Source organism: Asanoa siamensis, from assembly GCF_016862555.1.
Classification (GTDB): domain Bacteria; phylum Actinomycetota; class Actinomycetes; order Mycobacteriales; family Micromonosporaceae; genus Asanoa; species Asanoa siamensis.
The window spans coordinates 1-24,127 of the sequence record NZ_BONE01000108.1 but is presented as its reverse complement, the minus strand read 5'-3'; the positions used below and the strand labels follow the sequence as shown (position 1 = coordinate 24,127).

The following is a 24,127-nucleotide window of genomic DNA, read 5'->3' as shown; positions in this document are numbered from 1 at the left end:
ACAGAGGTTCTGGGCGGGGACCCCTCCCTGTCGGTCGCGGCGCGGCCGGCCGTCCCCGCCCCGGCCTGATCCTCGGCGTTTTTGTCCGTTTCGTGCCCCCGCTACCCGTACCTCGTCACGCCTGTCTCTCTTGATCTTCATGAATCGCCAGCCGGCCGTGTTCGCTCTGCGCGTACTCATTCGCTCCCGGGAACACCCGATAAGCGTGCAGAGTTGGCAGATACGTCGCGGACAGGGGTCAGTCCGGCGCGCACGGCCGTAGCTGATGTCGCCCGCGGCGATAGAGTGAGGGTGCGCAGGCGTCTTCCCCAGGCGGCTGTGCGATTGGTTCCGCCAAGTCGCTGGTCCGGCCAGACTCAGGCGCACGGCACGTGAGGAGCACGAGGGCATGTTCGAGCGGTTCACCGACCGAGCGCGACGGGTTGTCGTCCTGGCTCAAGAAGAAGCCCGGATGCTCAACCACAACTACATCGGCACTGAGCACATCCTGCTCGGCCTCATCCACGAGGGTGAGGGTGTCGCGGCGAAGGCCCTGGAGAGTCTCGGTATCTCCCTGGAGGGCGTTCGCCAGCAGGTCGAGGAGATCATCGGCCAGGGTCAGCAGGCGCCGAGCGGGCACATCCCGTTCACGCCGCGGGCCAAGAAGGTGCTCGAGCTTTCGCTGCGCGAGGCGCTGCAGCTCGGTCACAACTACATCGGCACGGAGCACATCCTGCTCGGGCTGATCCGTGAGGGCGAGGGCGTCGCCGCCCAGGTGCTGGTCAAGCTCGGCGCCGACCTCAACCGGGTCCGCCAGCAGGTCATCCAGCTCCTCTCCGGCTACCAGGGCAAGGAGCCGGCGGCTGCCGGCGCCACCCCGGGCGAGGCCGCGCCGTCGACGAGCCTCGTGCTCGACCAGTTCGGCCGCAACCTCACCCAGGCCGCCCGCGAGGGCAAGCTCGACCCGGTCATCGGGCGCGAGAAGGAGATCGAGCGGGTGATGCAGGTGCTCTCCCGCCGCACCAAGAACAACCCGGTCCTGATCGGTGAGCCCGGCGTCGGCAAGACGGCGGTCGTCGAGGGCCTGTCCCAGCGGATCATCAAGGGCGAGGTGCCCGAGACGCTCAAGGACAAGCAGCTCTACACCCTCGACCTCGGCGCCCTGGTCGCCGGCTCCCGTTACCGCGGTGACTTCGAGGAGCGCCTCAAGAAGGTGCTCAAGGAGATCCGCACCCGCGGCGACATCATCCTGTTCATCGACGAGATCCACACCCTGGTGGGCGCGGGTGCCGCCGAGGGCGCGATCGACGCCGCCTCGATCCTGAAGCCCATGCTGGCGCGTGGCGAGCTGCAGACGATCGGTGCGACGACGCTCGACGAATACCGCAAGCACCTCGAGAAGGACGCGGCGCTCGAGCGCCGGTTCCAGCCGATCCAGGTGGGTGAGCCCTCGCTGGCACACACCATCGAGATCCTCAAGGGCCTGCGCGACCGCTACGAGGCGCACCACCGCGTGTCGATCACCGACGCCGCCCTGGTCGCCGCGGCCACCCTGGCCGACCGCTACATCTCCGACCGCTTCCTGCCCGACAAGGCGATCGACCTGATCGACGAGGCGGGCGCCCGGATGCGGATCCGCCGCATGACCGCGCCGCCGGACCTGCGTGACTTCGACGAGCGGATCGCCCAGGTCCGCCGCGACAAGGAGTCCGCGATCGACGCGCAGGACTTCGAGCGGGCCGCGCAGCTGCGCGACAAGGAGAAGCAGCTGCTCGGGCAGAAGGCCCAGCGGGAGAAGGAGTGGAAGGCCGGCGACCTCGACGTCGTCAGCGAGGTCGACGACGAGCAGATCGCCGAGGTCCTCGCCAACTGGACGGGCATCCCGGTCTACAAGCTGACCGAGGAGGAGACCTCCCGGCTGCTGCGCATGGAGGACGAGCTGCACAAGCGGGTCGTCGGCCAGGAAGACTCGGTCAAGGCCGTGTCCAAGGCGATCCGGCGCACGCGGGCGGGCCTCAAGGACCCGAAGCGTCCCTCGGGCTCGTTCATCTTCGCCGGCCCGTCCGGCGTCGGTAAGACCGAGCTGTCCAAGGCGCTGGCCGAGTTCCTCTTCGGCAGCGAGGACGCGCTGATCCAGCTCGACATGTCGGAGTTCCACGACCGCTACACGGTGTCGCGCCTGGTCGGTGCGCCTCCCGGCTACGTGGGCTACGACGAGGGTGGCCAGCTCACCGAGAAGGTGCGCCGCCGGCCGTTCTCGGTGGTCCTCTTCGACGAGATCGAGAAGGCCCACCCCGACGTCTTCAACACGCTGCTCCAGATCTTGGAAGACGGTCGCCTGACCGACGGTCAGGGTCGCATCGTCGACTTCAAGAACACGGTGATCATCCTGACCACCAACCTGGGCACGCGGGACGTCGCCAAGGCGGTGTCGCTGGGCTTCCAGGCCTCGGAAGACTCCGACTCCAACTACGAGCGGATGAAGCAGAAGGTCAACGACGAGCTCAAGCAGCACTTCCGGCCCGAGTTCCTCAACCGGATCGACGACACGATCGTCTTCCACCAGCTGACCGAGCCCGAGATCCTGTCGATCGTCGACATCATGATCCAGCGGATCGAGACCCAGCTGAAGAACAAGGACATGGGTCTGGAGCTGACCGACAACGCCAAGAAGTATCTGGCGAAGAAGGGCTTCGACCCGGTGCTGGGTGCCCGGCCGCTGCGCCGCACCATCCAGCGCGACATCGAGGACAACCTGTCCGAGCGGATCCTCTTCAACGAGCTGAAGCCCGGTCACATCGTCGTCGTCGACTGCGAGGGCGACCCGGAGAACATCGACAAGGCCAAGCTGGTGTTCCGCGCCGCGGAGAAGCCGGTCGAGGTGCCCGACGCGGTGCCGGCCGACCTCGGTGCGGCGGAGGCCGCTGAATAAGCTCCATCCGAGAAGAGCCCGGCGCTTCGGCGCCGGGCTCTTCTCATCTGCCGCTGGGCAGCGTGAAGAGGTTGCCCGGTAGCGGGTCGACCAGGCCGTCGTCGATCAGGCCGCGCAGGGCGCGGTCGCGCTGCGTCGCCTCGGGCCAGACCACGTCCAGCCGCTGCCGAGGGACGGGCTCGACCGCCTCGCGCAGCACGGCCAGCAGCAGGCCGCGGACCTGGCGGTCCGTGCCGGCGTAGGTCTGTGGCCGGCGGCTCGGACCCTCCAGCGCGGGGCGGCCCGCCGCCCGCCAGGCGCACCGCTCGGCCACCGGACAGATCGCGCAGCGCGGCGCGCGGGCCACGCACACCACGGCGCCGAGTTCCATGAAGGCGGCGCTGGCGCGGGCCGCCCTGGCCGGCTCGGCCGGGAGCAGGGCCGCGGTCGCGGTCAGGTCGGCGGGGCGGGTCGTGTGGCCGGCGTCGGCGAGCCCGGTCGCGGCGCGGGCGACGAACCGGCGCACGTTGGTGTCGACGACGGGCTGCCGCTGACCGTAGGCGAAGGCGGCGACCGCCCGGGCCGTGTAGGCGCCGACGCCGGGCAACGCGAGCAGCGCGTCGAGGCCGTCGGGGACGATGCCCTCGTGCCGCGCGGTGATGGCGGTCGCGCACTCGTGCAACCGCAGAGCGCGGCGCGGGTAGCCCAGTCGCCCCCACATGCGGATCGCCTCGCCCGGCTCGTCCCTGGCCAGGTCGGCCGGGGTGGGCCAGCGGGCCAGCCAGGCCTCGTAGGCGGGCAGCACCCGGGTCACCGGGGTCTGCTGCAACATGACCTCGCTGACCAGGATCGCCCAGGCACCCGCCTCCGGGTGCCGCCAGGGCAGGTCGCGGGCGTTGGCGTCGAACCAGCGGATCGCGGCGGCCGCGAGAGTGTCTTCGGGCATGTCCCGTCGATCCTGCCACGGCGAATCGGGCAGACTCTCTCGGGTGGAGGAGCTAGCCATCACCGTGATCGGCCAGGACCGGCCCGGCATCGTGGCCGACGTCGCCGGTGTGCTCGCCGAGCTCGGCGCCAACCTGACCGACTCGACGATGACCCGGCTGCGCGGTCATTTCGCGATGACCCTGGTCTGCACCGGCCCGGCCGCCGCCGACGTCGAGGCGGCGCTGGACCCGCTGGCGGCCCGCAGCCGGCTGCTCGCCACCGTGCGCTCGGTCGGCACCGAGGAGAGCGCGGCGCCGACCGGGGAGCCGTACGTGCTCAGCGTGCACGGCGCCGACCGGCTCGGCATCGTGGCCGCGGTGACCCGCGTGGTCGCCGACGCCGGCGGCAACATCACCGACCTGACCACCCGGCTGGCCGGCCCGCTCTACGTGCTCGTGGCCGAGGTCGAGTTGCCGCCGGGCAGCGCCGGCGCGACCGAGTCGCGGCTCAACGAGGCGGCCGCGGGCCTCGGCGTCGACGTCGTGCTGCGGCGTGCCGAGTCCGATGTCCTGTGACGCGGACGTGAGCCTCGACGGCTGGCTCGCCGATCTCGCCCGACCCGGCACGGTTCGCCCGGTGCGCACCGCGCCCGACCCGGTGCTGGCGCGGGCGGGCGCCGACGTCGACCCGACCGATCCCGCGGTGCTGCGGCTGGCCGCCGACCTCGTCGCGACGATGCGGGTCTCGCCGGGCTGCGTCGGGCTAGCGGCACCGCAGATCGGCGAGTCCGCGCGGGTGTTCGCGGTCGACGTCACGGGACACCCGAAGACGGTGACCTCGCACGGCACGTTCGTCCTCTGCAACGCCACCGTGGTCTCCGCGACCCGGCTGCGGCCGGGCCGCGAGGGCTGCATGTCCGTGCCGGACCTGACCGGCGACGTGAAGCGGGCCAGCCGCGTGGTCGTGGAAGGCGTGCTGCCGGGCACCGGCGCCACGGTGCGCCTGACCACCGACGGCTTCGAGGCCCGGGCGCTGCAGCACGAGATCGACCACTGTGCGGGGTTGCTGTTCCTGGACCAGGTGGCCGGCGCGCACGCGCTGTATCAGCGCAAGGTCTATCTGTAAACGGTGGCACGCCGCACTCATCTCGCGCGGCGCGTCGCGCGGATGGGAACGGCGCGCACCGATACGGTGATCCCATCATGCGACTGACGGTTGGCCCCCTGCCACCCGCCGTCTACTGGCGGCGTCGGGCGATCGTGCTTGGCGCTGCCGTGGTCGTCATCTTCCTGATCGTGCAGAGCTGCTCGGGCGGCGACGCGAACTCGGTCGGCAGCGGGAAGAACGGCAGCAGCAGCGCGCCGGCCCCCGAGCCGACGACGAGCGAGACGGTGCTCCGGCCCATCACCGACACCGACCCGCCGGTCGAGGAGACCGGGGAGCCGGCCGGCGAGCCGCCGGCGACCAACCCGGCCCCGCAAACGGGCGACGCGGCCCCGCCACCCGACGCCGGCGCCTGCGCCGACGCGGAGATGCTGATTACGCCGGTGCCCGAAGCCACGACGACCCAGCGCGGCGCGACGATCGCGATCCGGCTGCGCATCAAGAACACGGGCAAGCGCACCTGCAGTCGCGACGTGGGCGCCGACCAGCAGGAGCTGTACATCAAGAAGGGCGCCGAGAAGGTCTGGTCCTCGGACACCTGCGGCAACGTCAAGGGCAGCGACGTGCAGCCGTTCACGCCCAACTTCGAGCGCGAGTACCGCGTCGACTGGAACGGCAAGGACGTCACCAAGTGCGCCGGCAACCTGGCCGACGGTCCGGTGCCGGCGGCCGGCGAATATCAGGTGTTCGGGCGGCTGGCCACCAAGACGAGCAATCCCGTCAAGCTGACGCTGCAGTAGTCGTCCTGTTCGGCTGGTCCGGTTCCACCGGTAGCCAGAGGTCGCAGGTGGCCGTGCTGAAATCGGCCGCGTGGTCGCGCAGCGCCATGATTTCCGGGCCTGGTCGCAGCCGCCACGGGTTGGACGGGAACCACTCGCTTGCCGTCGCCGCCCAGGTTCTCTGCAGGGTCTGCGGATGGGGTCCCGCGGTTCGGACGACCAACCATCTGCCGGCCGGGACGTCGATGACGTCGAGATCCGCGGGGACCGGCGCGTCCGGGGAGACGGCGACGCCGTGCAGGTAGGTCAGCGCGCTGCCCTCGGCGCGGTCGGGGTCCAGGTCGGCGCTGACCGCCAGCAGGCCCGTCGGCTCGGTGTCACCGAGAGCCTTCAGGCGCGGGTGCTCGTCCGTCGGCAGCGCGGCGACGTGCTGGCGGATGTGCGGGTTGACGCCCCGGTGGATCAGCGGAACGCGGGCAGCGTGCCCCACGAGCCGGAACCCGGCGTGGTCGACGATGCGGGTGTCCATCCGTTCGCTCCCTTCCACGGTCAGGCGGAACCTGAGCTGGGGTTGGGTGCGCAGGGGGCCTCCGGCGCGGCGCACGTCGCCGGGACCGGCGCCGTGGACGGCACGGAACGCCCGTCCGAAGGCCTCGGTCGACCCGTATCCGTGCCGGACGGCGACGGTCAGCAGGTCCTCGTCACCGCGTACGACGTCGGCGGCCGCGACCGTCATACGGCGGCGGCGCACGTACTCCGACAGCGGCATGCCGGCCAACGACGAGAACATCCGGCGGAGGTGGTATTCGGTCGTACCCAGCGACCTGGCCGCGTCCTTGACGTCGAAGTCTCCGGTCAGGCTCGCCTCGACGAGGTCGACGAGCCGGTTGAGCGCCGAGATCATGATGCGGCCTCCTGGGCCCGACAAAGGCTGGGCGGAAGATGTCGGGTGATCGGCAAGGGTCCCGCCGCACGATAGCGCCATGGATGACACGACCCTGGTTTCCCGCTTTCTCCGCGACGGTTTCGTGAAGCTGGACGGCGCCGTCGCGCCGCGGGTGGCCGCCGACTGCGCGCGGCTGCTGTGGCGGGAGACCGGCTGCGCACCGGACGACCCAGCGACGTGGACGCGCCCCGTGCACTGGGTGGCCGGCATGGCGCAGGGGCCGTTCGCCGCCGCACCCAACTCGCCGTACCTCCACCACGCGTACGACCTGCTCGTCGGTGCGGGACGGTGGGAGCCGCGCTACTCCCTCGGCACGTTTCCACTGCGGTTCCCGCACGAGGAGGAACCGGACGACGCGGGCTGGCACATCGAGGGCAGCTATCTGCCGGACGGCGAGAGCTGGTACTTCACCAACGTGCGGTCCCGGGGCCGGGCGCTGCTGATGCTGTTCCTGTTCAGCGAGGTCGGCGAGCGCGACGCCCCGACCCGGATCCGGGTCGGTTCACACCTCGACGTGCCGAAGGTGCTGGAGAGGTACGGGGAGGACGGGGCGAGCGGGCTGGCGTTGGCGCCCGAACTGGAGGCGGTGTCCGCCCATCGGCCGCTCGCCCTGGCCACCGGATCACCCGGCGATGTCTTCCTGTGCCATCCGTTCCTGGTGCACGCGGCGCAGCCACACCACGGGGTCCGGCCGCGCTTCCTGGCCCAGCCGCCGCTGCTGCCGGCCGTGCCGTACGAACTGGACCGCGCGGACGGCGCGTACTCACCCGTGGAGATCGCGATCCGTCAGGGCCTCGTTCAGACGTAGCGTTCCAGGATGGAGGCTTCGGCCAGGCGGGAGAGGCCCTCGCGGACACCGCGGGCGCGGGCGTCGCCGACGCCGTCCACCGCCTGCAGATCCTCCACTGTGGCGCCGAGCAGGCGTTGCAGGCTGCCGAAGTGGTCGACCAGGCGGTCGACGACCGGGCCCGGGAGGCGCGGAACCTTGGCCAGCAGGCGGAAACCGCGGGGGCTGACCGCCGCGTCGAGGGCGTCGGAGGCCCCGGGGTAGCCGATGGCCTTGGCCACGGCCACCAGGTCGATCATCTCGGTCGACGACAGCAGGTCGAGCTCGACCAGCGCCTCGTCCAGGGTGCGGGCGCGGCGGCCGACCGGGAGGTAGTCGCGGATGACGAGGGTGCGGTCGGCGTCGACGCCGGCCATCAGCTCGTCGAGCTGCAGTGCCAGGAGGCGGCCGTCGGTGCCGAGCTCGACCACGTAGCCCGAGATCTCGTCGGCGATGCGGCGGACCATCTCCAGGCGTTGCACGACGGCCACCGCGTCGCGGACCGTGACCAGGTCTTCGATCTCCAGGGCCGAGAGCGTGCCGGAGACCTCGTCGAGGCGCATCTTGTAGCGCTCGAGCGTCGCCAGCGCCTGGTTGGCGCGGGACAGGATCGCGGCCGAGTCGTCGAGGACGTGGCGGTGGCCGCTCACGTAGAGGCCGATGATGCGCATCGACTGGCTCACCGAGATGACCGGGTAGCCGGTCTGCTTGGCGACCCGCTCGGCCGTGCGGTGGCGGGTGCCGGACTCCTCGGACGGGATCGACGGGTCGGGCATCAGGTGCACCGCGGCCCGGACGATGCGGGTGCCGTCGCTGGAGAGGACGACCGCGCCGTCCATCTTGCACAGTTCACGCAGGCGGGTCGCGGAGAACTCGACGTCGAGCGGGAAGCCGCCCGTGCAGATCTCCTCGACGACGCTGTCGTAGCCGAGCACGATCAGCGCGCCGGTGCGGCCGCGCAGGATGCGCTCCAGGCCGTCGCGCAGGGCGGTGCCGGGGGCCATCAGCGCCAGGTTGGCGCGCAACGGGTCACCCGCGGCGCTGCCGGCCGTGGCCGGGACCGGCGGTGCGGACCCGGCGGCCCGCTGCTGGGGTGCGCCGGCGACACCAGCGCGGCCCGCGGGGCTCGCGCCAGCGGTCTTGTTGGGGTCGCGGTCGAACGGCACGGGCACAGTCTACGGACCGTCATGAGGTCGCTGCTGACACGGTTGGGCGCCGGGCCTGTCAGATGGCGGCGAAGCCCGCGCAAGCTGGGGCGAAACGGGTCAATCGCCCCGGGCTCACTCCGCCGATAGCCGGGCCGCCCACTGCAGGGCGGACGACAGGTCGGCGACCTCCTCGACCCGCAGGCCCGGCGCCGCCACGCCGGTCTTGGCGGGGCCGCAGTCGGGTGGGACCAGGGCGTAGCGGAAGCCGAGCCGGGCAGCCTCGGCCAGCCGGCGGGGGACCGCGCCGACCCGGCGCACCTCGCCGGTCAGGCCGACCTCGCCGATCGCCGCCAGCCGGGGCGAGATGGCCAGGTTGAGCCCACCGGACGCGACCGCCAGTGCCATCGCCAGGTCGGCCGCCGGCTCGGTGACCCGGATGCCGCCGACCGTGGCCGCGAACACCTCGCGGTCGTGCAGGGTGAGCTGCTTGGTGCGGGTCTGCAGCACGGCGAGCACCATGGCCAGCCGGGCGCTGTCGATGCCGGAGACGGTGCGCCGCGGTGAGCCGGGCACGGCGGCGCCGATCAGGGCCTGCACCTCGGTCACCAGCGCGCGCCGGCCCTCCATCGCGACGGTCACACAGGTGCCCGGCACCGGCTCGGCGTAGCGGGTGAGGAACATGCCGGACGGGTCGGCCAGGCTGGCGATGCCCGACTCGTGCATCTCGAAGCAGCCCACCTCGTCGGCCGCGCCGTACCGGTTCTTCATGCCGCGCACGAGGCGCAGCGCGGAGTGCTTGTCGCCCTCGAAGTGCAGCACCACGTCGACCAGGTGCTCGAGCACCCGCGGGCCGGCCACCTGGCCGTCTTTGGTGACGTGGCCGACCAGGACCGTGGCGATGCCGCGCTCCTTGGCAACCGAGACCAGCGCCGCGGTCACCGCGCGGACCTGGGTCACCCCGCCCGGGACGCCCTCGCCGGGCACCGAGATGGTCTGCACGGAGTCGAGCACGAGCAGGCCGGGCTTGACCGCGTCGAGGTGCCCGAGCACCGCGGACAGGTCGCTCTCGGCCGCGAGGTAGAGCCGCTCGTCGAGCGCGCCGATCCGCTCGGCGCGCAGCCGGACCTGGCTCACGGACTCTTCGCCGCTGATCACCAGCGACGGCGTGTCGCCCGCGGCGGCCCAGCGTTGCGCGACGTCGAGCAGCAGGGTCGACTTGCCGACGCCCGGCTCACCCGCGAGCAGCACCACGGCGCCCGGCACGAAGCCGCCGCCGAGCACGCGGTCGAGCTCGCTGACACCGGTCGGCCGGGCGCGGGCCGGTGCGGCGCTGATGGTCGCGATCGGCCGGGCCGGCTCGGCCGGCAGCCGGGTGGCGATGACCTTGCCGGCCACCGCGGGACCGGTCGTGCTCTCGACGACCGAGCCCCACTCACCGCACTCGGGACACCGCCCGAGCCACTTGGGCGGCTGGTGACCGCACGCGTCGCAGACATAGGCCGGCCGGGTGGCCGCTCGGCTACTCACCCGCGGAACCCTATCGCGGGGGTGCGACAGTTCAGTTCAGCTCTGCTCGGGGGCGACGTCGGCCTCGTGGCCCTCGTCGGGGACGACCGGCTCGCCGCGCGGCAGCGGCGACAGCGGCACCGCCAGGCCGGCCTCCGTCGTGAGCTGCTGGCCGTTGAAGTCGAAGACCAGCGGCACCGAGTCGCCCTCGTTGAGCGCCTCGGTCAGCCCGGTGAGCTGCAGGAAGTTGCCCTGCTGCGAGTTGAGCAGCACGTAGCCGGCGGCCGGGATGGTGATCTCGGCCGGGCCTCCGGCCGGCGCCGGCGCCTGGGTCGCGGGCGGCGTGGTCGGCGTCGCCGTGGCGCCGCCGGTCGGCGTCGCGGTGGCCGTCGGCTGCGCCGGCGTCGGGCTCGGTGTCGCGTTGGGGTTGACCAGGCGCACGGCCTCGGCGGACGGGCTGGACACGCGCACCGTCACCGGCGACGCGGTGTCGTTGTAGAGCGCCACCGCCAGCCGCGCGTCGGAACCGGCCGGGTAGCCGCCCAGCTTGAAGTCGGCGGTCAGGTTGCGGACCCGGTATGCCCCGGCGCCGTTGGCCGCCGTCAGGTCGGCGTCGATGCCGTCGATCGCCGGCACGGTGTCGGCTGTCGAGGAGATCTGGCCGGAGCCGCAACCCGTCAGCAGCAGGCTCGCGGTGGCCGCCATGGCCAAACCGGCGAGCAGCACCGCGCCCCGGCGGGTCCCGAACTTCGAGCGCGTCACGTCGCTCCTCCTCGCAATGCGATCTGGTCGCGGCCGGGCCTACCGAGGCTGGCCGCGCTCCAGGGTAGTGGGGCGTGATCCGCCATGGACGATCGACCCGCACGCAGCGCGCGGCGCGCCCGCGCGGTCACACCACGCGACCACTCGCCACGAGCAGGACGACGTCGATGACGGCCACCGCCATCACCGCGCGGAACATCGCCACGGGGCGGCCACCGCGGGCGGCCGCCGCGCGTCCCGCGTACCAGCCGATGGGCAGGACCACCGCGGCGGCGACGATGGCCGCGACGCCGGACCACGACGGCGGCCCGGCCGGCCCGGCGACCAGCGCGACGGTCGCGGCCAGCAGCAGCACCGCGGCGGCCGGGCGGGAACCGGCGGGCCCGAGCCGTTGCGGCAACCCGCGCACACCGGTAAGTGAGTCGTCGTCGAGGTCCGGCAGCGCGTTGGCGAAGTGCGCGCCGGCGCCGAGCAGCGCGCCGGCCAGCACGATCCAGACCGGTGGCGCCGGCGCGCCGGGCAAGGCGACCACGACGAACGCGGGCAGCAGACCGAAGGACACGGCGTACGGCAACACGGACAGCGCCGTCAACTTCAGCGGCCAGTCGTAGAGCAGCGCGGAGACCAGCGCCGCGATCATCAGCAGCGCGGCCGGGAAGCCGGTGCTCAGCGCCAGCAGCACGCAGGCCACGGAGGCGACCAGACCGCAGCGGCCGACCAGCCGGCGGTCGATCACGCCGGTCGCGACCGGCTTGTCGGCGCGGCCGACGGCCCTGTCCCGGTCGGCGTCGAGCCAGTCGTTGACCCAGCCGATCGCGAGTTGGCTCGCGAAGATCGCGCCGGCCGTCCGGGCGATCCCGGCGGCGTCGTGGCCGACCCCCCAGGCGAGCAACGCGGTGACCGTGGTGACCGCGACCGCCGGCTCCGGATGGGAGGCCCGCACGAGCGCCCGGAATGACCATGACATGACCCGAAGTCTGCCGGTTCGACAACGGTCGTGCCAGGCATGACCTGCCTGTACCGTTTGGGAAATGCGGCTACCGCGGCCCCGCAACGACCCCCGGCAGTACCACGACCTGGCCGGTGAGTGGTGGCGTCCCGACGGCCCCTTCGCGATGCTGCATTGGCTCGCCGAGGCGCGGGCGCGGCTCGTGCCACCCGCCCCCGAGCCGGGCGCGCTGCTCGTCGACGTCGGCTGCGGCGCCGGGCTGCTCGCACCGCACCTGCGCACCAGCGGCTACCGCCACGTCGGCGTCGACCTGGTGCCCTCCGCCCTGGAGCAGGCGGGCACCCACGGCGTCACGCCGGTCGTGGGTGACGCGGCGGCCATCCCGCTGGCCAGCGGCAGCGCGCACGTCGTGGTCGCCGGCGAGGTCCTCGAGCACGTGCCCGACCTGCCTGGCACCGTCGCGGAGCTGTGCCGGGTGCTGCGGCCCGGCGGGCTGCTGGTGCTCGACACCCTCAACGACACCGCGGTGTGCCGCGTCCTCGCCGTGCACATCGCCGAACGCATGCCTCGCGCGCCGCGGGGTATCCACGACCCCGGTCTGTTCGTCGACCCGGCTCGGCTCACCCGGCTCTGCGCGCGACACGGCGTGCGGCTGACGGTGCGCGGCATCCGGCCGACGGTGCCGGCGGTGGCCGGCTGGCTGGCCGGGCGCCGCCCGATCCCGGGCCGGCGACGGATCGTCCCCGTCGCCAGCACCGCCGTGCTCTACCAGGGCCGCGGCGTGAAGAACAATTAGGACAAATGGCAGGCGGAGGGGGCAATTGGTGAACGCGCTGGAATCGGCGCGCCGGGTCGCGCCGCGGATGGCGGCCCGTGCGGGTGACTACGACCGGGCGGGCGACTTTCCCGTCGACGACTTCGCCGACCTCCGCGCGGCGGGCCTGTTCGGCCTGATGGTGCCGACGGCGCTGGGCGGCGCGGGGGCGAGCTTCGCCGAGTACACCTCGGTGGCGTACGAGCTCGCCCGTGGCAATGGCGCGTCAGCGCTGGTCTTCAACATGCACGCCTCGGTCACCGGCGCCCTCGGCGCGGTCACGGCGGAGCTGGCCGACTCGCTCGGCCTGCCGGACAGCGCGCTGGCCGCCCGCGACAAGCTGCTGTCCGACGCGGCGGGCGGCGCCTGGTACGGCGTCGCCATGAGCGAGCGCGGGGCCGGCTCCCGGCTGTCGCAGCTCGCCACGACCTACGAGCCGGTCGACGGTGGCTACCACGTCAAGGGCGCCAAGACGTTCTGCTCGGGTGCCGGGCACGCCGACGCCTACCTGGTGGCCGCGCGCAGCGTCGACGACCAGTCCGTGGTCTCGCAGTTCCTCGTGCCGGCCGACAGCACCGGCCTGCAGGTCGAGCAGACCTGGGACTCGCTGGGCATGCGGGCCACCTCGTCGCACGACCTGCACCTCGACGTGACGGTGCCGGCCGACCGGCTGCTCGGCGGCATGGAAGGGCTGGCGCTGGTGGTGGCCCAGCTCATGCCGCACTGGCTGATCGCCAGCTACGCGGCGGTCTACGTCGGCGTGGCGCAGGCGTCGATCGACGCCGCGGTCGAGCACCTCAACGCCCGCAAGCTGACCCATCTGCCGGCCGTACGCGCCCGGGTGGGCCGGGCCGACGCCGCGGTCGCCGCAGCCCGGCTCGTGGTCGCGGAGGCCGCCCGCCGGGTCGACGAGGAGCCCGGCGAGGCGGAGACCAACCGCTGGGTCTGGCGGGCGAAGCTGCTGGCCGGCACGACCGCCGCCGAGGTGGCCGCGTCGATGCTGGAGGCGGCCGGCACGTCGGCGACCCGGCGGGGCCATCCGCTGGAACGGCTCTACCGCGACGCCCGCTGTGGCTCGCTGCACCCGGCCACCTCCGACGTCTGCGCGGACTGGCTCGGCATCGCGGCGCTCGGCGGCGACCCGGACCACGACGGATCGGCCCCTCGGTGGTGAGCGCGAGGAGTGAGCCAAGCGGCGCGAGAGTGCCCGACGAGGCCGGCGCCGGCGAGCCCCGCAGTCGCGAACGAAAGGCCGGCACAGCGACGCCCACGATCGCCGGCATCGGTCTGTCGTTGCCGCCGGCCGCCAAGCAGGCGGACCTGTGGACCGACTACTTCCGGCAGCACTTCCCGGCCTCCGCGCGCTCGCTGGCGGAGCGGATCTTCGCGCACTCGGGCGTCGTCACCCGCCAGGCCTGTGTCAGCCCGCTGCTCGAGGACGTCTCCGACTGGCCGACCGAGAAGCGGATGCAGCGCTATCTCGTCGAGGCCATGCCGCTGGGCAAGGAGGCGGTGACCCGGGCGCTGACCGACGCCGACCTGTCGATCAACGACATCGGGCTGTTCGCGGTCTGCTCCTGCACCGGGTACGTGACGCCCGGGCTCGACATCCTGCTCAGCCGCGACCTGGGCATGGCGCCCGACACGCAGCGCCTGTTCGTCGGCCACATGGGTTGCTACGCGGCGCTGCCAGGGCTCGGGGCGGTGGGCGACTACGTCACCGCGCGGGGCCGGGCGGCGCTGCTGCTCTGCACCGAGCTGACCAGCCTGCACATCCAGCCGTCGTCGACCCGGTTCGACACCCAGCAGATCGTCGCGCACGCCCTGTTCTCGGACGCCGCGGCCGCCGTCGTCGTCGTCCCCGAGGGCCGGGGGTACGCGCTGGCGGAGGTCGCCGCCGTCACCGACACCGCCACGGCTGACCTGATGACCTGGGACGTCACCGATCTCGGCTTCCGGATGGGGCTCTCGCCGAAGGTGCCCCAGGTGCTGTCGCAGCACGTCCGGACGCTGGTCGACGACCTGCTGGCCCGGCACGGGCTGCACCGGTCGGACGTGGACGGGTGGGCGGTGCACCCGGGCGGGCCGCGCATCCTCAACGTGGTCGAGCGGGAGCTCGAGCTCAGCGTCGAGCAGATGGCCGCGTCCCGGGAGACCCTCGCCGAGCACGGCAACTGCTCGTCGCCGACGGTGCTGCTGATCCTCGAGCGGCTGCGTCGCCGGGCGCGGCCGCCTGAGCGGATCGTCACGCTGGCGTTCGGGCCGGGGCTGACGCTCTACGCGTCGTTGTTGCTGCGTACGCCCTGAAATGGCAACCGGCCGGCGCTGTGCGCGCCGGCCGGTTCTCAGTGGGAAGGCCCTCGGGACGAGCGCGCATGGGCGGCGCGTTCGGCCCGGCGTGCGCGGTTGATCCGGGCGAAGAGCCGCTTGCGGTCGGCCTCCGCGATCAGGTCGCGCTGGTGGTCGTGGGCCAGGGTGAGCATGAGCTCCGGGTTCTGATACATCAGGTGTCTCCTTGGTGGTGTCCGCTGATGTATCAATGGTCGGCCGCGACGGGCCGCGGAACATCGGGAGCAGTTCCCTAACTTGGCCGCCCCTGGGTACTTACCCGGCGCCTTACGTGTGCCTAGGCATACCTAGCGGGTGGCCAGAGTGGCCAGATCCGCGGCGTACGCGCTCGTCGGGGTGTCGCTGTAGACCACCTTGGCCACGTCGCCGGAGCGGTCGACGAGCGCCACCGGCGTGGCTGTCGGGGTCGTTGCGGCGGCGTCGCCCGTGAAGAAGTCGACCAGGTCGCCGGCGGGGTCACGGAGCCGGCGCACGGTCGCGTTGGCCGGGCCCGGCAGGGTCGCGGTCGAGGGCGGGGGCGCGCCGGTGCGCACGGCGTCGACGGCGACGACGGTGACCCCGGCCGGAGCGGCGGCGACGATCTCGGCGGCGCACGGGCAGTCGCCGGCCAGGATCAGCACGGCGGGCAGGAGCGGGCCGAGGGGGACCGTCCGGCCCTGCTCGTCGAGCAGCGCCAGGTCGGGCAGGTTGCGGAACGCGGTGCCGGTGGTGGCGGGCGCGCTCGCGCCGGCCGCCGGTGCGGCGCCGCGCCGCTCGTCGGGCCAGGCCGCCGCGAACAGGCTCACGACGGCCGCGAGCAGAGCGGCTGTCATGATCAGCAAGGGGATGCGGAGCGAGGCGGGCTCGGTCGCCGCCGGCGCGCCGTCGGGTGGGACGCTGCCGCGGAATCCGCCGTCGGGAAAGACCCGGGCACTGGACCGCGAACCGCCGACCCGCTCCTCGCGCAGCTCCCGGCGGACCTGGGCGGCCTCCTCGGCGAGCTCGGCCGCGTCGTCGGGGACGCGTACGTCGGGTGGCAGCTCGGGAAGCTCGTCGAAGGGCTCGCTGTCACCGTCGTGCGGCGTGCCCATGCTGCCCCCTGCGCGCGTGATCGCGCCCGAGGGCGCGCCTGCATCCAGAGTGGCCTACGAGTCGGATGAGCGCCACAGTTGGCCGGGATTTGATCTTGCCTGGTCGGGGCGGGTCCGCTCGCCGACGGGCGCCGCGGCACCCCTGCGGGTTACCCTTAGAGGTGGAGAGCATTCACGTCCGATATCGACGAGGCCCCTCTGTATAGGTAACCCGAAGGTTACTCAGCGTGTTGGAAATGGCCGGCGCGGAGCGTGTCAAGCCTGAGAAAGACCTGTCACAGGCCCTCTGAGCTGCACTAACGGTCAGGACCGGGATGGGACATCGGTGCTCCCGCGTGTTACCCTAGACACAGCGAAAGGGGTTTCGAACCTATGGTTTTCAGTGTCGGCGAGACCGTTGTTTACCCCCACCACGGGGCCGCACTCATCGAGGCAATCGAGACTCGGGTCGTCAAGGGCGAGGAAAAGCTCTACCTCGTTCTCAGGGTCGCTCAGGGTGACTTGACGGTGCGGGTGCCCGCCGAAAACGCCGAGATCGTTGGCGTGCGCGAGGTGGTCGGGGAAGAAGGCCTGGGCAAGGTCTTCGATGTGCTCCGTGCTCCGCACACCGAAGAGCCGACCAACTGGTCGCGGCGCTACAAGGCAAACCTGGAGAAGTTGGCTTCCGGCAACCCGCTCAAGGTTGCCGAGGTCGTGCGTGACCTGTGGCGCCGCGAGCGGGAGCGGGGCCTGTCGGCGGGCGAGAAGCGCATGCTCGCCAAGGCGCGCGACATCCTGGTCGGCGAGGTCGCCCTCGCCGAGAAGAGCACCAAGGACGAGGCGGAGATCCTCCTCGACAAGGTGCTCACCGAGGCCTGACGCTCCGTTCAACACAGATCAACTCCTCGCGAGGACCGCGACGTGACCGCGCAGCTGAATCCGCGCGGTGACGTCGCGGTCCTCGTTCCGGCCGCGGGAAGCGGCACCCGCCTCGGCCCCGGTGCCCCCAAGGCGCTCCGCCTGCTCGGCGGTGAGCCCCTGCTGGTGCACGCGCTCCGCCGGGTCTGCCAGGCCCCCTCTGTCGCGGCCGTCGTGGTGGCCGCTCCACCGGACGAGGTGGCTTTCGTGCGCGCGATGCTCGCACCGGTCGCACCCGTCACGGTGGTCGCGGGCGGCGCGCACCGTCAGGCGTCCGTGGCCGCCGCCCTCGCCGCCGTCCCGGCGGAGATCCCGATCGTGCTCGTGCACGACGCCGCCCGGGCGTTGGCCCCGCCGCACCTGGTCGAGTCCGTCGCGGCGGCCGTCCGGGCCGGCGCCGAGGCCGTGATCCCGGTGCTTCCGGTCGTCGACACGATCAAGGAGGTCGGCCCGGACGAGGCCGTGCGCGGCACCGTCGACCGCACGCCGCTGCGGGCGGTGCAGACGCCGCAGGGCTTCCGCCGGCAGGTCCTGGCCGCGGCCCACGCGGCCGCCGTGGACCCGCTCACCGACGACGCGGGCCTGGTCGAGAAGCAGGGCGTACGGGTGACCTGCGTCCCCGGCTCCGACCACGCCCTGAAGATCACGCGCCCGTTCGACCTGCTGCTGGCGGAGCACCTGCTGGCCACCGAATAGGCTGCCCGGGTGGACCTTCCCCGGGTAGGCATCGGCACCGACGTACACGCCTTCGAAGCCGGCCGCGACTGCTGGGTCGCGGGCCTGCTCTGGCCGGGCGTGGACGGCCTGGCGGGCCACTCGGACGGCGACGTGGCCGCACACGCGGCCTGCGACGCCCTCTTCTCGGCGGCGGGCCTCGGCGACCTGGGCAGCAACTTCGGCGTGGACCGCCCGGAGTTCGCGGGCGCCTCGGGCGTGACCCTGCTCGCGGAGGCGGCCCACCGCGTGCGCGCGGCGGGCTTCGTGATCGGCAACATCTCGATCCAGGTGATCGGCGTCCGCCCGAAGATCGGCCCGCGCCGCGCCGAGGCCCAGAAGACCCTCAGCGAGGCCGCCGGCGCCCCGGTGACGATCTCGGGAACAACCACGGACGGCCTGGGCCTGACGGGCCGCGCCGAAGGCCTCGCGGGCCTCGCGGTCGCCCTCGTACACCCCGCCCCCTGACACAGAGCCTCGAAGCGCGCGGGCGTTGCCGGGGCGCCGGGCTGATCACGGGCGGCTACGCTCGGCGGCGTGACGGGCATGGAGGCCGATCCCACCGAAGGCTATCTGCGGCGGGCTGAGCTGTTGGCTGAGCTCGGTCGTTATGACGAGGCCGCCGCGGAGCTCGATCAGCCTCTGGCGCGCGATCCCGGCAACAGTGAGGCGCTCGTCCTGCTCGCCGCCGTCCACCTCGCCGCCGGGCGGGCCGAACCCGGGCTCGACGCCGCCGAGCGGGCCGTCGCCGCCGCGCCCGATGCGCTGCCGCCCCTCGTCGAGCAAGGTGTCGCCCTCTGTGACCTGCGGCGGTTCGCCGAAGCCGCCGCCGTCGCCGATCGGATTCTCGCCGCCGGGCCCGACGACGCCTATGCCCAACTGCACGGCGCCGCCATCCTCGGCGAGGCGCGCAACGGGCAGCGGGCCCTCGACGCAGCCTGGCATGCCGTCGCGCTCGCGCCCGACAACGCGCGCGCCCACCTCGTGCTCGCCGGCGTCGCCGCCCGGATGGAGCTGACCGATCTCGCCGAGCGGGCGCGCACCGAGGCCCTGCGGCTCGACCCGACCCTCGCCGAGAGCGCCGGCCACCTCCGCCGGTACGGCGCCCGCAGCGTCCTCCCCGGCGCCGCCCGGCCCCAGGCCGACACCAGGGTCGCGGCGACCGCCGTCTACGCCAGCGCGTACACCGTGGCCGTCGCCCTGGTCAGCGCGGTGCTGCACCCGACGACGCCCGGCGCCTCCCGCGGGCTCGCGCTCATCCTCGGCGCCGCCGGCCTGGGTCTGGTCGCGTTGCTCGCCGTGCGCCTGCCGCAGGCCCTGCGCCGGCAGGTGCACACCGATCGCGCCACGGGTGTCGCCGGCTACGCGGCACTGGCGGGACCGGCGCTGATCCTGCTCTACGGCCTCGTCGGCTCACCCTGGGCGCTGGCCGCCGCGATCGCGATGACCGCGGTGGCCGGCGTCGCCCTGGTCTCCAAGCTCAAGCTTTAGTGCGGCCCGACCACGTCCACGCGTAGCCCGTGTCCTCGCAGGACAGCGCCGCGTCGCACAGGTCGAGCGGCCGAAACGTGTCGACCATGACCGCCAGCTCGTCGAAGTAGTCGATGCCGATCGAGCGCTCCGCCGCGCCCGGCTGCGGCCCGTGGGTGAACCCCGACGGGTGCAGCGACATCGACCCCTGCTCGATCCCCGAACCGCGCCGCGCCTCGTAGTTGCCGCCCGTGTAGAACAGCAGCTCGTCGGAGTCCACGTTGTGGTGGTTGTAGGGCACCGGGATCGACAGCGGGTGATAGTCGACCTTGCGCGGCACGAAGGAGCAGATGACGAAGTTCGGACCCTGGAACGTCTGGTGTACGGGCGGCGGCTGGTGCACCCGGCCCGTGATCGGCTCGAAGTCGTGGATCGAGAACGCCCACGGGTAGAGGTGCCCGTCCCAGCCGACGACGTCGAACGGGTGCGACGCGTAGACGTGCCGGGTCCAGCCGCGCCGGTGCTGCACCAGCACCTCGACGTCGGAGCCCTCCGACAGCAGCGGCTCGGAAGGCCCCCGGATGTCGCGCTCGCAATAAGGCGCGTGCTCCAGGAACTGCCCGCGCACCGACAGGTAGCGCTTCGGCGGCCCGATGTGCCCGGTGGCCTCGATCGCCAGCAGCCGCACCGGCTCGTCGCCGGTCGGCACCAGGCGGTGGATCACCGAGGTCGGGATGATCACGTAGTCACCCGCAGAAGCCTCGAGCAGCCCGAACGTCGACTCGACCCGCAACGACCCCGACTCGACGTAGAGGCACTCGTCGCCCACCGCGTTGCGATACAGCGGCGACGGCCGGTCGGCCGTCACGTACGAGATCCGCACGTCGTCGTTGGCCAGCAGATGCGCCCGACCCAGCACCGGGTCGGCACCGGCCGTGTCGAGCTTGTGCGTGCGCAGATGCCGCGGCTTGAGGGGCCGGTTGGGCGTACGGGTCCAGGCCGGCGGGTCGAACGCCTCGGCGGCCACGATCGCGGTCGGCATCGCACGGTGGTAGAGAAGCGACGAATCGGACGAGAAGCCCTCCTGGCCCATCAGCTCCTCGGCGTACAGGCTGCCGTCGGGCTGCCGGAACTGGGTGTGCCGCTTGCGGGGCACCTCGCCGACGCTGCGGTAGTAGGGCATGTCGACCTCCCGTCGGCGTCCGATAATCGGACGTCATTGTCCGTTTCTTGTAGCGTCCACTAAGTTCAGTAACCGTGTCAACCGATCGCCGGACACCCACCGACCAGCCGTTGATCGCGCCGCTGTTCCACCGGCTCGTCGACGACGCGGCGGTCTTCCCGCCGGGTAACGCCGCGCTGCCCGACGCGGTGACGGCCCACCGCGAGCACCGCACGGCCTGGTACGCCGACCTCGTCGGCCCGCTGCTCGTGCCGGCCAGCTCGGTCGACCCGCTGACCGGTCTGCTCGACCCGGCCGAGCGCCTGGCCATCGGGATCATCGGCGACCTGCCCATCGACCGGCTCGGCCCGCCCGACGACCCGCGGGTGACCGTCCGCCAGATCGAGGCGGCCGTGGCCAAGCGCGGCGAGGACCCGCAGCCCGGCATCGCCCGCATCCTCGACCTCGCCGACCGGCACCCCCACCTGGACGTGTACGCCGAGGTGCCGCTCACCTTCGGCCTGCTCGCGGGCCTGGACACGATCGCGGAGGCCCGCCGCGGCGGCAAGCGGATCGCCGCCAAGTTCCGCACCGGCGGTCTGGCCGCCGAGCTGTTCCCGACGCCGGTCGAGCTGGCCGCGGTGATCTGCGCCTGCCGCGAGCGGGAGCTGCCGTTCAAGCTGACCGCCGGGCTGCACCACGCGATCCGGCACGGCGACCCGGAGACCGGCTTCACCCACCACGGCTTCCTCAACATCCTGGTCGCCGCCGCGCTGGCGGCCGACGGGGCGGAGGTGGCCGAGGTGGCCGAGGTGCTCGCCGCGACCGACGCGATGCCGCTGATCGAGCCCGCCCGGGCCCGGCGCGATCAGGACCGGGGCCTGTGGGTCGGGTTCGGCTCGTGCAGCATGATCGAACCGCTGACCGACCTGATCCGGCTCGGCCTGGTGAACGGGGGATACGACGGATGACCTGGGTTCCCGGTGCGGAGGGCTCGCCGTTCGGCGTGCACAACCTGCCTTACGGCGTCTTCCGGCAAAGCCCGCAAGGGCCGGCGCGGATCGGCGTACGCGTCGGCGACGCGCTGCTCGACCTGCACGGCGCCGAGTCGGCGGGCCTGGTGCTCGCCGGCGGGGCGCTCCAGGCGGAGACGCTCAACCCGTTCCTCGCCCTCGGCCGCCCGCAGTGGAGCGCCGTCCGGACGCGGATCACCGAGCTGCTCACCGACGCGGCGCACCGCGCCGCCACCGAGCCGCTGCTGCGGGACCTCTCCGACATCGAGATGGTCATGCCGTTCGCGGTCGGTGACTACGTCGACTTCTACTCGTCGGAGGAGCACGCCAGCAACGTGGGCCGGATCTTCCGGCCCGACGAGCCGCCGCTGCTGCCCAACTGGAAGCACCTGCCGATCGGCTACCACGGCCGCGGCGGCACGGTGGTCGTCTCCGGCACGCCGGTGATCCGACCCCACGGCCAGCGGGCGACCCCCGACGGCCCGGTCTTCGGCCCGTCGACCCGCCTCGACATCGAGGCCGAGGTCGGCTTCGTCGTCGGGGTGCCGTCGACGCTGGGCGAGCCGATCCCGACCGACCGGTTCGCCGACCACGTCTTCGGCGTCGTGCTCGTCAACGACTGGTCCGCGCGCGACCTGCAGGCCTGGGAATACCGCCCGCTCGGCCCGTTCCTGGCCAAGTCGTTCGCGACCTCGGTCTCGCCCTGGGTGGTGCCGCTGGACGCGCTCGCCGACGCCTGGCTGCCGGCCCCGGAGCAGGACCCGCCGGTGCTGCCGTACCTGCGCGACATCCCGCACCTCGGCCTCGACCTGCGGCTCGAGGTCGACTGGAACGGCACGGTGGTCAGCCGGCCGCCGTTCGCCGGCATGTACTGGACCCCCGCACAGCAACTCGCCCACCTGACCGTCAACGGTGCGGCCGTGCGCACCGGCGACCTGTTCGCCTCCGGCACGATCTCCGGCCCGCGGCGCGACGAGACCGGCTCGTTCCTGGAGCTGACCTGGGGCGGCGGCGAGCCGGTGGCACTCGGCGACGGGGCGAAGCGGACCTTCCTCGAGGACGGCGACACGGTGACGATCAGCGCGACCGCCCCCGGTCCGGACGGCGTGACGGTCGGGCTCGGCATAGTTCGCGGCACCATCGTGCCGGGCAGTGCGCCGCTTCGGTAGGGTGCCCAGCGTGGGGGGAGCGGCCCGGCGCCGGGTGGTCGCGGTGCTCGCCGGCCTTGTGCTGGTGGCGGGCGCCGCTCTCGTCGTATACCGGGTGTTCGCGCCCGGTGAGGTGCTGGCCGAGCCCACCTCGAGCTATCCCGCGGCACCGACCGCGCGGCCACCGGCCGTGCTCGGCACGTTGCCGGCGGCGCCGCTGATCGTCGACGGCCGTCTGCGGGTCATCGCCGACAAGCGCCAGGTTCGGGCCGACGGCCCGGTCGACTCGCGCTACCTCAACACGCCCTACTGGTCGTTCCGGCGCTGGCCGGCCGAGCTGATCGGAGTTGTCGCCGCCGGCGGCACGGTGGTCACCCGCTGGTCCGACGGCGAGATCGTGGGGCTGGACCCCCGCACCGGGCGCGACGTCTGGCGGACCAAGGGCCAGAAACCCATGATCCCCGCGTACGCCGGCCGCCGCACCGGCGCGCAGACCGTCTACGCGCCGACCGGCCTGTTCGTGTCGGGCGACACGGTGGTCGTGGCCGGCGCGACCGGCACGCGCGCCTACGACGCGGCCACGGGCGCCGAGAGTTGGCAGACCCCCGCCGCGGCGTGCCCCGCGGGCAGCCCCGACCCGACCGGCTTCAGCACCGCCGACGGCCGGGTCGCGGTGTTGCGCGCGTGCGACACGGCGGTGCGGCTGTTCGACGTCGAGTCGGGCGGCGCGGGCGGCACGATCGACGTGCCTGCCAAGGCCGTGCTCGAACCGCTCGACTGCGCCGGGCCCCGCACCGCCTGTGCCGGCGTGCGGGTCGACGCCGGCGCCCAGCGCGGCGCCTGGCTCCTGGCTGGCGGCGAGACGCGGCCGGCGGGTCGGGCCGACGACGCGGGCGGGTCGTCCGCGCGCCTGGCCCAGCCGGGTGCCTTCCTGGTCGGCGGCCTCGCCGTCGCCGTCGACGGCACGGCGGTCACCGCGACCGATGACAGCGGACAACGCTGGCAGCGCGACCTCGGCCCGGGCGCCACGATCCTGGCCGCGGCGCAGGGCCGGGTCCACCTGCTCACCGCCGACCGTGACCTGGTCACCCTCGACGCCACGACGGGCGCCGAGATCTCCCGGTTCCGCTACACGTACTTCGCCGAGAAGACCGACTGGGTGCCGGGCTACTCGTACGCGTCGGGCGGTTATCTGCTGACCGAGCGCCTCGACGAGGTCGCGGCGCAGGACGACGCGGACTACTACTTCGACCCGCAGCCGGTCATCCTCGCCAAGATCTAGAGCGCCGCGGCCGCCGCCGTCAGGAACGCGTCGTTCTCGTCCGGGGTGCCGATCGTGACGCGTACGCCGTCGCCCTGGAACGGACGCACGATGACGCCCTGCTTCTCGCAGGCGGCGGCGAACTCGGCGGAACCGGCGCCCAGCGGCAGCCAGACGAAGTTGGCCTGCGAGTCCGGCGCGTCCGGCACCAGCGCGCGGATCGCCGGCGTCACCCGGTCGCGCTCGGCGACCACCAGCGCGCACCGGCGGGCCACCTCGTCGGCCTGCCGCAGGGCGGCGAGCGCGGCGGCCTGGGCCACGGCACTGGTGGAGAACGGCGTGACCACCTTGCGGACGGCGCCGGCCACCGCGGGCCGCGCGACCATATAGCC

Annotated in this window: 25 protein-coding genes; 15 read left to right on the top strand and 10 right to left on the bottom strand. The window is 73.0% G+C overall.

Translation table 11 applies throughout. The features are described from left to right. The first annotated feature begins 388 nt into the window (after positions 1–388). Entirely contained in the window at positions 389–2,911 is a 2,523-nt protein-coding gene (locus Asi02nite_RS37245) for an ATP-dependent Clp protease ATP-binding subunit (protein WP_203718756.1), read from the top strand. A gap of 43 nt (positions 2,912–2,954) precedes the next feature. Here the strand turns inward: Asi02nite_RS37245 and Asi02nite_RS37240 are convergent, their stop codons facing one another. Continuing rightward, positions 2,955–3,836, bottom strand: a complete 882-nt coding sequence (locus Asi02nite_RS37240) for an HhH-GPD family protein (protein ID WP_203718755.1) — start codon at positions 3,834–3,836, stop codon at positions 2,955–2,957. Between the two features lie 43 nt (positions 3,837–3,879). Between Asi02nite_RS37240 and Asi02nite_RS37235 the strand changes: the two genes are divergently transcribed. From Asi02nite_RS37235 to Asi02nite_RS37225, 3 genes are all read left to right on the top strand, one after another. Then, positions 3,880–4,392, top strand: a complete 513-nt coding sequence (locus Asi02nite_RS37235) for a glycine cleavage system transcriptional repressor (protein ID WP_203718754.1) — start codon at positions 3,880–3,882, stop codon at positions 4,390–4,392. Further along, positions 4,382–4,942, top strand: a complete 561-nt coding sequence (locus Asi02nite_RS37230) for a peptide deformylase (RefSeq protein ID WP_203718753.1) — start codon at positions 4,382–4,384, stop codon at positions 4,940–4,942. Before Asi02nite_RS37235 ends, Asi02nite_RS37230 begins: the two co-directional genes overlap by 11 nt. Positions 4,943–5,019: 77 nt before the next feature. Beyond that, positions 5,020–5,721: a hypothetical protein gene (locus tag Asi02nite_RS37225; RefSeq protein WP_203718752.1), complete on the top strand. Its 702-nt coding sequence runs from the start codon at positions 5,020–5,022 to the stop codon at positions 5,719–5,721. On the opposite strand, the gene Asi02nite_RS37220 is transcribed toward Asi02nite_RS37225, so the two are convergent. Continuing rightward, complete coding sequence (locus tag Asi02nite_RS37220; RefSeq protein WP_203718751.1) at positions 5,702–6,604, bottom strand: AraC family transcriptional regulator; 903 nt, start codon at positions 6,602–6,604, stop codon at positions 5,702–5,704. The two genes, Asi02nite_RS37225 and Asi02nite_RS37220, sit on opposite strands and share 20 nt — an antisense overlap. Positions 6,605–6,683: 79 nt before the next feature. Between Asi02nite_RS37220 and Asi02nite_RS37215 the strand changes: the two genes are divergently transcribed. Further along, the gene (locus Asi02nite_RS37215; protein ID WP_203718750.1) at positions 6,684–7,454 is read left to right on the top strand and encodes a phytanoyl-CoA dioxygenase family protein; all 771 of its coding nucleotides are present in this window, start codon (positions 6,684–6,686) and stop codon (positions 7,452–7,454) included. On the opposite strand, the gene disA is transcribed toward Asi02nite_RS37215, so the two are convergent. The 4 genes from disA to Asi02nite_RS37195 form a co-directional block, all read right to left on the bottom strand. Further along, positions 7,445–8,497, bottom strand: a complete 1,053-nt coding sequence (gene disA / locus Asi02nite_RS37210; protein WP_373312410.1) for a DNA integrity scanning diadenylate cyclase DisA — start codon at positions 8,495–8,497, stop codon at positions 7,445–7,447. The two genes, Asi02nite_RS37215 and disA, sit on opposite strands and share 10 nt — an antisense overlap. Before the next feature lie 255 nt (positions 8,498–8,752). Continuing rightward, positions 8,753–10,147, bottom strand: coding sequence for a DNA repair protein RadA (gene radA / locus Asi02nite_RS37205; RefSeq protein ID WP_239127556.1), 1,395 nt, complete (start codon positions 10,145–10,147; stop codon positions 8,753–8,755). A gap of 36 nt (positions 10,148–10,183) precedes the next feature. Further along, positions 10,184–10,888 carry a hypothetical protein gene (locus Asi02nite_RS37200; RefSeq protein WP_203718748.1) on the bottom strand — a complete coding sequence of 235 codons (705 nt, stop codon included), beginning with the start codon at positions 10,886–10,888 and terminating at the stop codon, positions 10,184–10,186. Positions 10,889–11,015: 127 nt separating this feature from the next. Further along, positions 11,016–11,855 (bottom strand): UbiA family prenyltransferase, encoded by an 840-nt coding sequence (locus Asi02nite_RS37195; protein WP_203718747.1) that lies wholly within the window; start codon positions 11,853–11,855, stop codon positions 11,016–11,018. Between the two features lie 64 nt (positions 11,856–11,919). Here Asi02nite_RS37195 and Asi02nite_RS37190 point away from each other — a divergent pair, with 64 nt between their 5' ends. The 3 genes from Asi02nite_RS37190 to Asi02nite_RS37180 are packed head-to-tail and all read left to right on the top strand — an operon-like array spanning position 11,920 to position 14,958. Further along, the gene (locus Asi02nite_RS37190) at positions 11,920–12,633 is read left to right on the top strand and encodes a methyltransferase domain-containing protein (RefSeq protein WP_203718746.1); all 714 of its coding nucleotides are present in this window, start codon (positions 11,920–11,922) and stop codon (positions 12,631–12,633) included. A gap of 28 nt (positions 12,634–12,661) precedes the next feature. Further along, the gene (locus Asi02nite_RS37185; RefSeq protein WP_373312409.1) at positions 12,662–13,825 is read left to right on the top strand and encodes an acyl-CoA dehydrogenase family protein; all 1,164 of its coding nucleotides are present in this window, start codon (positions 12,662–12,664) and stop codon (positions 13,823–13,825) included. Between the two features lie 29 nt (positions 13,826–13,854). Beyond that, positions 13,855–14,958, top strand: coding sequence for a type III polyketide synthase (locus Asi02nite_RS37180; RefSeq protein ID WP_203718744.1), 1,104 nt, complete (start codon positions 13,855–13,857; stop codon positions 14,956–14,958). Positions 14,959–14,996: 38 nt separating this feature from the next. Here the strand turns inward: Asi02nite_RS37180 and Asi02nite_RS37175 are convergent, their stop codons facing one another. Together Asi02nite_RS37175 and Asi02nite_RS37170 are read right to left on the bottom strand one after the other, a co-directional pair. Beyond that, positions 14,997–15,155: a hypothetical protein gene (locus tag Asi02nite_RS37175; protein ID WP_203718743.1), complete on the bottom strand. Its 159-nt coding sequence runs from the start codon at positions 15,153–15,155 to the stop codon at positions 14,997–14,999. Between the two features lie 132 nt (positions 15,156–15,287). Next, positions 15,288–16,070, bottom strand: a complete 783-nt coding sequence (locus Asi02nite_RS37170) for a hypothetical protein (protein ID WP_203718742.1) — start codon at positions 16,068–16,070, stop codon at positions 15,288–15,290. 372 nt (positions 16,071–16,442) lie between these two features. Between Asi02nite_RS37170 and Asi02nite_RS37165 the strand changes: the two genes are divergently transcribed. From Asi02nite_RS37165 to Asi02nite_RS37150, 4 genes are all read left to right on the top strand, one after another. Continuing rightward, the gene (locus tag Asi02nite_RS37165) at positions 16,443–16,928 is read left to right on the top strand and encodes a CarD family transcriptional regulator (protein ID WP_203702940.1); all 486 of its coding nucleotides are present in this window, start codon (positions 16,443–16,445) and stop codon (positions 16,926–16,928) included. A gap of 42 nt (positions 16,929–16,970) precedes the next feature. Continuing rightward, positions 16,971–17,663, top strand: coding sequence for a 2-C-methyl-D-erythritol 4-phosphate cytidylyltransferase (gene ispD, locus Asi02nite_RS37160; protein ID WP_203718741.1), 693 nt, complete (start codon positions 16,971–16,973; stop codon positions 17,661–17,663). Between the two features lie 9 nt (positions 17,664–17,672). Continuing rightward, the gene (gene ispF, locus Asi02nite_RS37155) at positions 17,673–18,149 is read left to right on the top strand and encodes a 2-C-methyl-D-erythritol 2,4-cyclodiphosphate synthase (protein WP_203718740.1); all 477 of its coding nucleotides are present in this window, start codon (positions 17,673–17,675) and stop codon (positions 18,147–18,149) included. Between the two features lie 78 nt (positions 18,150–18,227). Then, positions 18,228–19,172: a tetratricopeptide repeat protein gene (locus Asi02nite_RS37150; RefSeq protein WP_203718758.1), complete on the top strand. Its 945-nt coding sequence runs from the start codon at positions 18,228–18,230 to the stop codon at positions 19,170–19,172. On the opposite strand, the gene Asi02nite_RS37145 is transcribed toward Asi02nite_RS37150, so the two are convergent. Next, positions 19,162–20,334 (bottom strand): homogentisate 1,2-dioxygenase, encoded by a 1,173-nt coding sequence (locus tag Asi02nite_RS37145; RefSeq protein ID WP_203718739.1) that lies wholly within the window; start codon positions 20,332–20,334, stop codon positions 19,162–19,164. The two genes, Asi02nite_RS37150 and Asi02nite_RS37145, sit on opposite strands and share 11 nt — an antisense overlap. Before the next feature lie 113 nt (positions 20,335–20,447). Here Asi02nite_RS37145 and Asi02nite_RS37140 point away from each other — a divergent pair, with 113 nt between their 5' ends. Genes Asi02nite_RS37140 through Asi02nite_RS37130 form a run of 3 tightly spaced genes read left to right on the top strand, consistent with a single transcriptional unit; the run spans position 20,448 to position 23,756 of the window. Then, positions 20,448–21,284: a hypothetical protein gene (locus Asi02nite_RS37140; RefSeq protein WP_203718757.1), complete on the top strand. Its 837-nt coding sequence runs from the start codon at positions 20,448–20,450 to the stop codon at positions 21,282–21,284. Next, complete coding sequence (gene fahA / locus Asi02nite_RS37135; RefSeq protein ID WP_203718738.1) at positions 21,281–22,495, top strand: fumarylacetoacetase; 1,215 nt, start codon at positions 21,281–21,283, stop codon at positions 22,493–22,495. The genes Asi02nite_RS37140 and fahA overlap by 4 nt, the downstream gene beginning before the upstream one ends. Positions 22,496–22,505: 10 nt before the next feature. Then, entirely contained in the window at positions 22,506–23,756 is a 1,251-nt protein-coding gene (locus Asi02nite_RS37130) for an outer membrane protein assembly factor BamB family protein (protein ID WP_203718737.1), read from the top strand. On the opposite strand, the gene Asi02nite_RS37125 is transcribed toward Asi02nite_RS37130, so the two are convergent. Continuing rightward, positions 23,753–24,127, bottom strand: a 375-nt coding sequence (locus tag Asi02nite_RS37125) for an aminotransferase class I/II-fold pyridoxal phosphate-dependent enzyme (protein ID WP_203718736.1), incomplete at its 5' end; no start/stop codon positions are given. The two genes, Asi02nite_RS37130 and Asi02nite_RS37125, sit on opposite strands and share 4 nt — an antisense overlap.